The 10,748-nt window shown below is 62.1% G+C and carries 12 protein-coding genes; 4 read left to right on the top strand and 8 right to left on the bottom strand.

Annotated elements, in window-relative coordinates:
- The first annotated feature begins 42 nt into the window (after nucleotides 1-42).
- Genes AB4Y34_RS01450 through AB4Y34_RS01440 form a run of 3 tightly spaced genes read left to right on the top strand, consistent with a single transcriptional unit; the run spans nucleotide 43 to nucleotide 3,564 of the window.
- Nucleotides 43-2,475, top strand: coding sequence for a PAS domain-containing protein (locus tag AB4Y34_RS01450; protein WP_368715018.1), 2,433 nt, complete (start codon nucleotides 43-45; stop codon nucleotides 2,473-2,475).
- 11 nt (nucleotides 2,476-2,486) lie between these two features.
- A complete protein-coding gene (locus AB4Y34_RS01445; protein ID WP_176379538.1) occupies nucleotides 2,487-2,858 on the top strand; it encodes a response regulator in 372 nt (123 codons plus the stop codon).
- Nucleotides 2,859-2,889: 31 nt separating this feature from the next.
- Nucleotides 2,890-3,564, top strand: a complete 675-nt coding sequence (locus tag AB4Y34_RS01440; protein ID WP_176379582.1) for a response regulator transcription factor — start codon at nucleotides 2,890-2,892, stop codon at nucleotides 3,562-3,564.
- 1 nt (nucleotide 3,565) lies between these two features.
- Here AB4Y34_RS01440 and AB4Y34_RS01435 read toward each other — a convergent pair whose 3' ends face one another.
- The 7 genes from AB4Y34_RS01435 to AB4Y34_RS01405 are packed head-to-tail and all read right to left on the bottom strand — an operon-like array spanning nucleotide 3,566 to nucleotide 9,779.
- Nucleotides 3,566-5,065 (bottom strand): MdtP family multidrug efflux transporter outer membrane subunit, encoded by a 1,500-nt coding sequence (locus tag AB4Y34_RS01435; RefSeq protein ID WP_368715017.1) that lies wholly within the window; start codon nucleotides 5,063-5,065, stop codon nucleotides 3,566-3,568.
- The gene (locus AB4Y34_RS01430) at nucleotides 5,062-7,128 is read right to left on the bottom strand and encodes an FUSC family protein (protein ID WP_368715016.1); all 2,067 of its coding nucleotides are present in this window, start codon (nucleotides 7,126-7,128) and stop codon (nucleotides 5,062-5,064) included. Before AB4Y34_RS01430 ends, AB4Y34_RS01435 begins: the two co-directional genes overlap by 4 nt.
- Before the next feature lie 10 nt (nucleotides 7,129-7,138).
- Nucleotides 7,139-8,164, bottom strand: coding sequence for a multidrug transporter subunit MdtN (gene mdtN / locus AB4Y34_RS01425; protein ID WP_368715015.1), 1,026 nt, complete (start codon nucleotides 8,162-8,164; stop codon nucleotides 7,139-7,141).
- A 42-nt stretch (nucleotides 8,165-8,206) separates the two neighbouring features.
- Nucleotides 8,207-8,479: a YtcA family lipoprotein gene (locus AB4Y34_RS01420; RefSeq protein ID WP_176379535.1), complete on the bottom strand. Its 273-nt coding sequence runs from the start codon at nucleotides 8,477-8,479 to the stop codon at nucleotides 8,207-8,209.
- Nucleotides 8,476-8,958 carry a hypothetical protein gene (locus AB4Y34_RS01415; protein WP_176379534.1) on the bottom strand — a complete coding sequence of 161 codons (483 nt, stop codon included), beginning with the start codon at nucleotides 8,956-8,958 and terminating at the stop codon, nucleotides 8,476-8,478. Before AB4Y34_RS01415 ends, AB4Y34_RS01420 begins: the two co-directional genes overlap by 4 nt.
- Nucleotides 8,958-9,200, bottom strand: a complete 243-nt coding sequence (locus AB4Y34_RS01410) for a hypothetical protein (RefSeq protein ID WP_368715014.1) — start codon at nucleotides 9,198-9,200, stop codon at nucleotides 8,958-8,960. The genes AB4Y34_RS01415 and AB4Y34_RS01410 overlap by 1 nt, the downstream gene beginning before the upstream one ends.
- A 48-nt stretch (nucleotides 9,201-9,248) precedes the next feature.
- A complete protein-coding gene (locus AB4Y34_RS01405; RefSeq protein WP_368715013.1) occupies nucleotides 9,249-9,779 on the bottom strand; it encodes a lecithin retinol acyltransferase family protein in 531 nt (176 codons plus the stop codon).
- A 257-nt stretch (nucleotides 9,780-10,036) separates the two neighbouring features.
- On the opposite strand from AB4Y34_RS01405, the gene AB4Y34_RS01400 reads away from it, so the two are divergent.
- Nucleotides 10,037-10,426, top strand: coding sequence for a potassium channel family protein (locus tag AB4Y34_RS01400; RefSeq protein ID WP_176379531.1), 390 nt, complete (start codon nucleotides 10,037-10,039; stop codon nucleotides 10,424-10,426).
- A 57-nt stretch (nucleotides 10,427-10,483) separates the two neighbouring features.
- Here AB4Y34_RS01400 and AB4Y34_RS01395 read toward each other — a convergent pair whose 3' ends face one another.
- Nucleotides 10,484-10,738 (bottom strand): hypothetical protein, encoded by a 255-nt coding sequence (locus tag AB4Y34_RS01395; protein WP_176379530.1) that lies wholly within the window; start codon nucleotides 10,736-10,738, stop codon nucleotides 10,484-10,486.
- Between the last annotated feature and the right edge of the window lie 10 nt (nucleotides 10,739-10,748).

The following is a 10,748-nucleotide window of genomic DNA, read 5'->3' as shown; positions in this document are numbered from 1 at the left end:
CCGATCGTTGTAGCGTGAGGCACGCTGTAGAAAGGGATCGCGATGGAAAACGAACTCAGTCGTACTGTCGATGCGCTCCCCGGGTTGGTCTGGACAGCGTTTCCCGACGGCCGCATCGAGTTCGTCAATCGACGCTGGTGCGAATATACGGGGCTTTCCGTCGAGCAAGCGTCGGGCGAAGGCTGGCAGACGGCGTTCCATCCCGATGATCAGCCGGGGCTAATCGAAGCCTGGCGAGCCGTCCTCGCCTCCGGCGAACCGGGCGAGGCGGAAGCGCGCATGCGTCGCTTCGATGGCACGTATCGCTGGTTCGCATGCCGAGCCGGTCCGATTACCGATGCTGGCGGTCAAGCCGTAAAGTGGTGCGGAATCAACTCGGACATAGAGGACCGTAAGCAAACCGAAGCTGCGCTGCGCGCGCAAGAACAGCGCTTCGAGCTGATCGTCGATGGCCTCCCCACCCGCGTCATTCTTTTTTCGCGCGACGGTGACGTTTTCCATGCCAACCGTCATACGCTGGAATCTTCCGGCTCGACCCTCGAAGAGTTGCGGGGGTGGAAGACCAACGGCCTGACCTACCCCGATGACCGGGCGGCGGTGATCGCCCGATTCCGTGCGTCGATCGTCACCGGCGAGCCCTATGATGCGGAGTCGCGCCATCGCCGTGCCGATGGCGTCTACCGATGGTTCCGCGTGCAAGGCTTTCCGTTGCGCGATAACGAGGGCCGAATCGCTCTCTGGTATTTCCTTCAGACGGATATCGATGACCGCAAGCGTGCCGAGGCGCTGCTCGAGGGCGAAAATCGCCTGCTGGAGATGATCGCGACAGGGCAGCCTCTGCCGAACGTTCTCAACGACCTATGCCGACTGGTCGAAGAGATCGCAGCCGACTGCGTCTGCAGAGTCACCTTTCGGGAGACACACGACGCCGCGTGCCTGCATTTGGGGTCTCCCGGTCTCCCGAAGCGCTTTCTCCCTCCTGCCGGTACGCGTGCCACCTCCGATGACTCCGGCCCGCTGGGCATGGCGGTGTCCCTCAAGGCGCAGGTGATCGTGCCCGATGTCGCGTCGGACGCGCGCTGGACCAAGGCGTGGCGCGAGCGCAGCCTCGCGCATGGATTGCGTTCCTGCTGGGCGACGCCGATCCTGTCGCGTACCGACGAAGTGCTGGGAACGTTCACGCTGTTTCGCTCTACTCCCGGCGATCCCACGTCTATCCAGCGCGAACTGATCGCACAGTTCACGCACATCGCGAGCATCGCCATCGAGCGGGCACATAGCATCGCCGCGCGTCAGGAGGCGGATGAGCGCTTACGCCAAAGCGCGGCGCTGATGGCCAAAGTGGAGCAGCTCAGTTCGAGCGGCAGCTTCTGCTGGCACCTTGAAACCGGCGCGTTCACATGGTCAGATCAGCTTTATCGCATCTTCGGGATCGAACCGGGGGTGCCGATTACGATAGACACGATCGCCACCCGCTTCCATCCTGGCGACCGACATCTACTTGACGAAATGATCGAGCGGGCGCGAGAAGGCAAAGATCTGGAGTTCGAAATCCGCCTGCTGCTGCCCGACGGCCCGGTCAGGCACATCCACATACAGGCGCACGCCACGCGTGACGCGCAAGGTTCGCTGGACTATATCGGCGCCGCGCAGGACATGACGGAGCGTCGGGAGTCAGAAGATGCGCTTCTCGCGCTGCGCGCCGAATTGGCCCATCTGAGCCGGGTCAACAGTCAAGGCGCGTTGACGGCCTCGATCGCGCACGAGATCAACCAGCCGCTGACTGGCATCGTGACCAACGCAAGCACCGGTCTGCGCATGCTGAGTGCAGAACCGCCCAATGTGGAAGGCGCGCTCGAGACGGTACGACGCACGATCCGCGACGGGCACCGCGCATCCGAGGTGATGAAACGCCTGCGCGCGCTGTTCAGCAACAAAACCATCACTATCGATACAGTCGATCTGGTCGAAGCGACTCGGGAGGTGATTGATCTGCTGCAAGGCGAGATTCGCAACAAGCGGATCGTGCTGCATCTGAAGACGGCCGACGATCTACCGCCTGTCACCGGGGAAAAGATCCAGCTCCAGCAGGTGGTGCTCAACCTGCTTGTCAACGCCGTGGAGGCGATGAATGGCGTCGACGATCGGCCACGGCAGATATTGGTGAGCATCGAGCCCGACGATGGCGACCATGTGCGGCTCTCTGTGACCGATTCGGGTGTGGGCATCGACCCGCAGCTTGCCGGTAAGCTTTTCGATCCGCTTTTTACGACCAAGCGGGAAGGCATGGGCATCGGCCTGTTCGTGAGCCGTTGCATCATCGAAAGCCTCGACGGCCGCTTGTGGGCCTCCCCGAACAAAGACCGCGGCGCCACATTTACTTTCTCCATTCCGTGTCGGGCGGACAGCGTGTCCGCCGCCGAGCGGTCCGCGCCCACAGGACAGTCCGCGCGCGCGGACGCGGAGCGACCCTAAAGGAATCTGTGATGACAGAGCGCCCGCTTATCGCGGTGGTCGACGATGACGAGTCGGTGCGCGAATCGCTGCCCGACCTGCTGCATATGTTCGGCTTCGCAACCCGGGCATTTGGGTCGGCAGAAGAATTTCTGGCCTCCGGATGCGCCGGCGAAGTGCGCTGCCTGATCCTCGACGTCGCCATGCCAGGCATGTCCGGCGACGAGCTGCAGCACGAGCTCAAGCGGTGCCGGGAAGACATTCCGATCGTCTTCATCACGGCGCATGGGGACGAGGTGTTGCGCCCGCGCATGCTCGAACAAGGTGCCGTCGATTGTCTGCTCAAACCCTTCAGCGATACCGCCCTTCTGGGGGCGATCCAGGCCGCGCTCAAGGTCGAATGATTCACCCCGGGGCCTGTGAATGGAGTTCAAAATGATACCCGCTCGTGCAGTCGAAGCCGCCCCGAAATCATCGTCGGCGCAAGCCACGCCGGTCGTCTTCGTCGTCGATGACGATGTCTCGGTGCGTGAGTCGCTCGAAGCCATGATTCGCTTTGCTGGTCTAAGGGCAGAAACCTTTGCTTGCGCCCGGGACTTTCTCGGACGCACGCGCGCGATGGTCCCGAACTGTCTGGTGCTGGATGTCAGCCTGCCCGATCTCAGCGGCCTCGACCTGCAAAATCTGATTGCTTCCGAACGTACCGACATGCCGATCATCTTCATCACCGGCTACGGCGACGTGCCGATGACGGTGCGAGCCATGAAAGCGGGAGCGGCCGAATTTCTCACCAAGCCGTTCGACGACCAGGTGCTGCTCGACGCCATCCGACACGCGCTCGAGCGCAGCCGCGCGGCGTTGACCGAAGAAGCCGGGATGCAGTCGATCCGTGACCGCTACGCCTCACTCAGTCGACGCGAGCGGGAGGTCATGGCGTTAGTGGTATCCGGCCTGCTGAACAAACAGGTCGGAGCCGAACTGGGCATCAGCGAGATCACAGTGAAGGTGCACCGCCGACACGTGATGCGAAAGATGGACGCGCGCTCGCTCCCCGAACTCGTCAACATCGCGGGACGACTAACCCAGAGCACGCACGGGCGTGAAGGCTAGGTCACCTTACCCGCAATTCAACAGGTGCCTCGTCGCGATAGCCTCCTCCGAGCGCTTTCGACAGCGCGATCGCCTGACTCAGGCGCTGCCCGTCGAGCTCCAGCAAGGAGATGCGTTCGAGCAACACTGCCTGGCGGGCGTCCATTGCCGTCAGTCGGCTCGCAACGCCTCTTTCATAGTGCGCCTGCGCACTGGCCTCGGCGAACGACACGGCGTCGATTTTCTGTGCCTGCAGCAGGGCTTCCTGATCGAGGTCCTGAAGTCTGCTACCCGTTACCGCTACGTCGCGCACGGCGTTCAGCACGGCGTCGTTGTACTGCGCGATGAGCGTGTTGCTGGCCGTGCGCGCGCTGCTCAGGTTCGCGTTGAGCCGGCCGCCGTCGAAGATCGGCAGATACAGACCGGGTATCAGATTGATCTGCTGACTGGCATGTGTAAAGAGGTCCGCAAGGTGCAGCGCGTTGAGGCCAAAAAACGCCTTGATGTCGAAGCTCGGATAAAACGCGGCCTTCGCGGCGTCGATACGGTCGAACGAAGACTGCACATACCAACGCAGCGCTTGCAGGTCCGGACGACGAGCAAGCAGTTCGTATGACAGTGTCGGCGGCAATGCGGACTGCTGCAGCGGCAACGCGACGGGCCTGATGTCGGAAAGATCGTCCGGACCTGCCCCAAGCAACGCGCGCAGCGATTCGCGCAACTGCGCGACGCTGGCGCGCGCCGCCACAAGCTGCCTTTGCGTCGCCAACAGTTGCGCACGCGCCAGCTCGGTCTGGGTGACGGGCTCCAGGCCTCGTGCGGCACGTGTCGCGTGTGCATCCACATCGAACGCCGCGACATCCTGCAGTTGCGAGAGCAGATCGATCAGTCGATACGTCGTCTGGATGCCGTAGTAAATCTGCGCGACGTCTGTCGACATCTCAAGTTCAATGGCGGCGACCTCCGCCAACCGCGCGTTGTGCACGCCGATCGCAGCTTCAACTTGCGCGCGCTGCTCGCCCCAGATATCGATGTCCAGGCTCGCGCCGAGCCCAACGATGCCCTCCGTGTACCACGGCCCCGTCGCACCGATCGCAGGTTCGTTCGTCGAGTAGGCCCCGAGGAAGCCGTTCGACGACACGCGTTGACGGTCGAGCGCGGCGAGCGCCGTAACCTGCAGATTCGTCCCCGCGCGCACCAGATCGATATCCGATTTCGCCTGCGCGACGCGCGTATGCGCGATCACGATCGTCGGCGAGCTGGTAAGTGCCCGCGCGATCAGCCAATCGAGTTGCGGATCGCCGTAAGCGCTCCACCATTGCCTGGCTGGCCAATCGCCTGGTTCGAGATGAATGTCGCCGCTAATGCGGATTTGTTCGGGGGCGATTACGGCATAAGGTTTTGTATCGTGCCGGATCAGCGCGCAGGCCGACAATGTGCACGCCAATACGGCCACTACGCCTTTGCGCAGCAAACGATACGCTAGCGAATCAGAAGAGCCGGTCGCGATTGCGGTGTTCATGTCGCGATCCCGTTGTCGAAGAACTGATGATCGCGCCATGCCGGCAGGGTCGACACCAGTCCCATCAGACGCGTCGCCCGTGTAGTCAACCGATCGTATGCACGCTTCGCTGCATCCGTGAGCAACAACGCTTCCTCATCGGAGAAAACGGGAGCCGGTGCGTGCACTGACTGCTGGCCCCCGGTCAAGTTGCTTGCGTAGCCTTCCAGCGATACCGCGACCGTCGTTGCCCAGATCGCTGCGGCGCGCTGCGCACTACCCTCCCCATTCGGCTGCGACCGGCGTTCCGCTTCGAAAGCGGCCGCCGCAAGCAGGATTTCGCGGATCTGCGCAAGCACCGTCTGGATATGGTGCTGAAAACCTTCCCGCTGCCCTTCGCCCATTTGCCAGCCAGGCTCCAGTGCGACGCGCGCGGCCATCGCCTCGCAATCTGCAAGCTCCGCCCAGAGCGCATCGGGCGCCGAGATTGCGCCTTTCTGCTGTCGCAAACTGGCTGCAAGCTTGCGCAGCAGAGCGCCGATACGTTGACGCAGCGCCTCGCCTTCCGCTTCGGGCCATATCGATGCATGCACGACGGTCGATATCGCCACCCCCAGCAGAATGCCGACTATCCGGTCCCTGATCTCGGTGAGATTCGTCGTCGGTGCGAACTGACCGAGCAAGGCCAGCCCGAATGTGAACATGACTTGTGTGCCCGCATAGCTGATCCGCTCCGATCCCGCGCTGATCCATGCACCCAGCGCAATCACCGGCAACGACATCAGCAGCAGGCCGACAATGCCGTCGAGGCGCGGCACCACCCATACCACCATCGCGAGCGCGATCGCGCTGCCGAGCGCCGCACCGCCAATCCGCAGGATCCCGCGCTGACTCGTCGCGCCGAGACTTGGCTGCGCGACGATCAGCGACGACAGCATGATCGTGTGTATGCCCTGCCAACCAGTCGCCAGGTAAAAGAGGTAGCCGACCATCGCCGCTAGTAGTGTTTTCAACGCGAACTGCAGATAGACCGGGTTCGAGAACGCATCAGGGACAAGAAAACGCTGTTTTTCCTGTTCCGTTTCCGTCGAATCGGGCGCCGCCGATCTGCTGGCAAATGCGAGAAACGCTTCCCGCATCTCCTCAACCGCACCTGGCATGCCGAGGTCCACAATGTTCGTGAGCCGCTCTGGCACGGTGAAGCGCTCCCCCGTGCGAATGGCGTGGACGAAACGCTCGCATGCGCCGCCCAGTGCATGCAGGACGCCAGCCGGGACATTCGCCATGCTTTCCGGCAAATGAGCCGCCGCCGCATACAACCGCGACACCGTTGCGACACGCGCCAGATGAAACGCCTGTTGGCGCCGGTAATTGGCGTCCCGCATCGTCGCGAACCGCAGCAGACGTTGCAGCGTCAGAGTTCCGTCTTGTATTGCTCGCGCGTTGAGTTCTGCAACGCCGCGCTCGCCACGCTCGAGGTGCGCGAGGGCCGAGCGCGTCACCGCAAGCTGCGCCAGCATGGCGTCTTCAAGTTGCTCTACAGGCTCCGCAGGCAGACATAACGTGTTGATCAGCAGCGTGATCGCAATCGCATAGTTCACAGCGACCCACACCCATAGCACAATCCGTACGAGCGCCTCGGCGTGATCGGTCAGGTCCACGAACGACTGGACATAGATCACCACGATGCCGACGACAAAGAAAGCAGCGCCGATTTTTGCCACCCGCATCAGGTAAGCGCTAACGAAGAACAGTGCTGCCGACAGCAGGATTCTCAGCAACGGGTAATCGAACGTCAGCTTCAGCACAAGAATCGCACTACCGATGGCCGAGGTCACCCCGACCACGAACACAACGCCGACCAGACGCGTCATCACCACGTTCGACTGTGTGACATAAAACACGACGAGCAACGACAGCGCGAGAAACGGCACCTGTAATGTCATCGATATCGTAATGACGATCGCGCACGCGAATACGCAGCGCAGCATCACGTTTGCACGCCCCGGTTGAGCGCGGTTCTCATCGACGAGAAAGCGGGAGAATCGCCGCAAGCCCGATGAAGGTTTATCGAGTGTCGCCATCACGTCGCCCTCAACGCCTGGATCTCGCCGCGTCGCCGCGGTTGAGCGTTGCGACCGCCGAAGTACCGATGCGGAACAGCTCGGGATCGGGATTGCGCACGGCGATCTTGACCGGGAAGCGCTGCGATACATGCACCCAGTTGATGGTGCGCTGCACGCTCGGAAGACCCTGTTCCACCACGCCGCCATCGTCTGGCAGCACGCCATAGCCGACCGAATCGACTACGCCGGTGAAACGTCTGGCGGTGTCGCTCATCAGGTACACGGTCGATGGCGTGCCTGCATGGACGCCCTTCAACTCCGTTTCCCGAAAGTTGGCGACGACATACCAATGCCGCGTATCGATCAACGTAAAAACAGGCTTCAGTGCCGATGCGAATTGCCCGACCGTCGTGCGCAGCGAGACCACCCGACCGTCGAACGGCGCACGCACCTGCGTGAACTCGAGATTCAGCTCGGCAAGGGCAATTTGTGCCCTGACCTCCGCGCGCTGCGCGACCAGCGCATCAACGCCGCTAACCGCCGCGCTAGCCTGCTGCGCCTCGCGCATCGCGGCATTGAGTTCCGCCTGCGCGGAGCGCTGCGCAGTAACTGCGCGATCGACTTCCTCGGCGGATACATAGCCCTGCGCGAGCAAGGGTTCGGTGCGGCGCAGGGTGTCCTCGGCCTGGTTTGCCACTGCGCGGGCCCGCTCGACGGCAGCCTGCACGGAATCCGCGTTGTATTGCTGCGCATGGACCGTACGCTGCGTCAAAACGATCTGGTTGTTGAGCGTGTCGAGCCGTGCGCGCGCCTGATCCAGCGCAGCCTGATAGGGACGCGGGTCGATGCGCAGTAGCAGATCGCCTTGTTTGACGGCCTGATTGTCGCGTACAGGAAGGTCGATGATCCGGCCGCTGACTTCGGGAACGACGCTGATCGTGTCCGCGTACACATACGCGTCGTCGGTGGACGGTGCGTGATCGAGCCGCCACAGAACCACGACCAGCAAGCCGATGGCAATCAGCACAATCGCAGCGGCGGGAAGCTTCTTCATGTACCGCGCGGCGCGAGCGTCGTCAGTCATTTTTGGCCCACGTCAACGGTGAAAAAACGCCAACCAGGCGGTCATCGCAAGCAGCGCACTCAGCGCCGGATAGCTGACCGCGAGCGGTGCGAGCGCCGGGATCGCACCGCGCCGGCTCAATGCGAGGTGGACGAGAATAGTCCCCGTGATGCCAGCGACAATGCAGAATAACCAGTCCGGAAAGGCTGCACCCAACAGCGGAATCGATGGCGCAAATGCGCAACCGCTGAGCAACACAGCGGGCATTGTCAGCAATGCCAGACTAACGACACTCGAGCGGCTCATTGCGGGTCGTTGGCCGTAGGGTGACCTTCGCTCAAACGTTCGCTGACACTGTCTCCGTTCCACGCCGCCAGAGCGAACGCGACAACACATGCGCCTTTACCGAGGCATTCGACCGTCGAGACGAGAGCAAGGGCAATGCTGTGCGTGTACTCGAGAGGTAACGCCGGTGCTACGGCAAATACACTTGCGGCGCAAATGAATGCGAAGACGTGACGGGCCCAGCGCAGGTCGACGATGGCAGCGAAACCAATGAGGCAAATCAGTACCTTCGACGCCACCACAGCGAGCAGTGAGGTTGAATCGATCGACCCGCTCAGTTCCAGCGGTGCCTCAATCAGTGCCCAGCAACAGACCACAATGACTGACACCTTGAGCAGGCGCTCCGATCTGGACGCGAGGTCGTCGGCATCCACCGAGACTCCCGACACGTAGTGCGCGCCGGAAACGCACTTCGTCAAATTGCCACAGCCGTGGTTCATCACACAGACCTCCACGCCAACATGGCCGGCCGCGCTTGCGCGGGCGGAAAGACATTCCACGATCCATCGTCGTGACGGAAGAAGAAAATCGACAGCAGACCGCCGGAAAGCATCGCTTCGACGCACACACAGCGCCGATGCATACCATTGCGGCGAACCCGCACGACATGCGCGCGCGTCGCGTGCGTGGGCGTGAGCCATTTCTCGACGGCCCAGTGCAGAGTCATTTCAGTCGGGCTCATGGCGGCCTCCTTCACGCATTTGTCTGTATCAAACTCAACTCAAGGCTTTCATGCCGCAGTAACCGCTGCGTGATCGGCTTTGACCCGAATGCCGATGAGGGCGCTCACGAGACACAGCAGCGCGTGGACGCCTGCGCCCGGATGTTTGAGGAAGGCATGGACCTGTTCGCTGCGGCTTTCACCATCCAGACACCATGCGCAGAAGTGCTCGCAATTGTTCGTCAGCAGGCGATACCGGTCTTCGCCGAGCCGCGAGCGGGCGCGCAGCACGGTTTGGACGCCGGAATACTTCGGCAACGGACACTGGCGCACATCAACGGCGTGACCATCGGCGAACTGGTCGAGCGGGACTTCCTCGACGGGGCCGCGACGCACGGACTTCACGAAACCCGCGTAGTGAATGACCCTGCCGCTACCGACATAAATGCCGTGATGTTCGTAGCCGTGGCGTTTCGTGATCAGGTGGGCACCGAGAGCGGGTTCGTCATTCGAGCCGCCGAGCGCCACGTCGGTCGATACATAAGCGCCTGCGCGTTGTGCGCCGTGTTTGGCGCCTGATTGACGGCGGTTACGATTCATTGCTCTGCTCCAGGTCCCCGGGGGACAAACGGCTGATGCCACAAACGGGCCATGCCAGTGCATGAAAAAGCGGCCTCATTTGCAGTGGCGCTTGCGAACCAATGTAGGGCGTACCCAACGCAGCCGCAATTACACCTTGGTTCAGGACACGTATTTGCTGGGGATGCGAAGGTGTGACTAACACCATAGTGCAATGGCTCCGCGCTCCGCCGCGGGCCTACCCTCACCGTGTGAACGAAGACGGTTGGAGATGATCCATGGAGACGAAAGTTAGGCGTTCCGCGCCCGCCCCCCTGAAGGCTGGCCACGTATTCGAAGAATTTGCGAGGACCCTCTGGTACCTGCGTGCGCCGCTCGCAGCGTTATTTGTGTTGTTTCTTCTGCTTTCGGCGGTGATGTATTACGCCGGCGGTCCAATGGAAACGGGAAGCAGAACGCCATCGTCGTTTGGGGATGCCCTCTACTTCTGCATCATCACGGCGCTCACGATCGGCTACGGCGACGTGGTGCCCACCACCGTCGTGGGTCGGATCGATTCGGTGCTGATCGGAGTGCAGGGCGTATTGGTGACGAGTATGGTCACAGCCGCGTTCGTGCACGCGGTTCAGGAGGCAGCGCGCCACGCCCGCACGCAAGATGATGCCTAGGTCCTATGCGGCCGCGGCAAGTCCGAGATTGGAGAAAATCACGAAGCCGCTCCGGCTTCACGAAAACCAGCAGCCCACCCGGAATACGCTGCCAATGCCAACACGCGCCCAATAGATCGTCAGTAGCGCGGCCAGAAGCATGGCGCCGACCATGAACGCGAGAATCGCGTAACCGGCCGGTGTCATAGGGCCGCCGGCAAGGGCAGCCCACTGTCTGGCGCTCGTCGCGATCTGGATGATGCGTCGCACCTGGCCTGTGATGTAAGCGCTACAAAGGCGCGCTGCAATGGCGGTGAAGATTTCGCTTTTCATGATGAAGGGG

The sequence above is a fragment of the Paraburkholderia sp. BR10954 genome, from assembly GCF_040965775.1.
GTDB classification, from domain to species: Bacteria; Pseudomonadota; Gammaproteobacteria; order Burkholderiales; family Burkholderiaceae; genus Paraburkholderia; species Paraburkholderia youngii.
The sequence above is the reverse complement of the archived record's forward strand: the minus strand, read 5'-3'. Positions and strand labels throughout refer to the sequence as shown.

Coding starts and splice junctions, on each gene's coding strand:
- AB4Y34_RS01450 (WP_368715018.1), top strand. CDS start 43: ATGGAAAACGAACTCAGTCGTACTGTCGATGCGCTCCCCGGGTTGGTC.
- AB4Y34_RS01445 (WP_176379538.1), top strand. CDS start 2,487: ATGACAGAGCGCCCGCTTATCGCGGTGGTCGACGATGACGAGTCGGTG.
- AB4Y34_RS01440 (WP_176379582.1), top strand. CDS start 2,890: ATGATACCCGCTCGTGCAGTCGAAGCCGCCCCGAAATCATCGTCGGCG.
- AB4Y34_RS01435 (WP_368715017.1), bottom strand. CDS start 5,065: ATGAACACCGCAATCGCGACCGGCTCTTCTGATTCGCTAGCGTATCGT.
- AB4Y34_RS01430 (WP_368715016.1), bottom strand. CDS start 7,128: ATGGCGACACTCGATAAACCTTCATCGGGCTTGCGGCGATTCTCCCGC.
- mdtN (WP_368715015.1), bottom strand. CDS start 8,164: ATGAAGAAGCTTCCCGCCGCTGCGATTGTGCTGATTGCCATCGGCTTG.
- AB4Y34_RS01420 (WP_176379535.1), bottom strand. CDS start 8,479: ATGAGCCGCTCGAGTGTCGTTAGTCTGGCATTGCTGACAATGCCCGCT.
- AB4Y34_RS01415 (WP_176379534.1), bottom strand. CDS start 8,958: ATGAACCACGGCTGTGGCAATTTGACGAAGTGCGTTTCCGGCGCGCAC.
- AB4Y34_RS01410 (WP_368715014.1), bottom strand. CDS start 9,200: ATGAGCCCGACTGAAATGACTCTGCACTGGGCCGTCGAGAAATGGCTC.
- AB4Y34_RS01405 (WP_368715013.1), bottom strand. CDS start 9,779: ATGAATCGTAACCGCCGTCAATCAGGCGCCAAACACGGCGCACAACGC.
- AB4Y34_RS01400 (WP_176379531.1), top strand. CDS start 10,037: ATGGAGACGAAAGTTAGGCGTTCCGCGCCCGCCCCCCTGAAGGCTGGC.
- AB4Y34_RS01395 (WP_176379530.1), bottom strand. CDS start 10,738: ATGAAAAGCGAAATCTTCACCGCCATTGCAGCGCGCCTTTGTAGCGCT.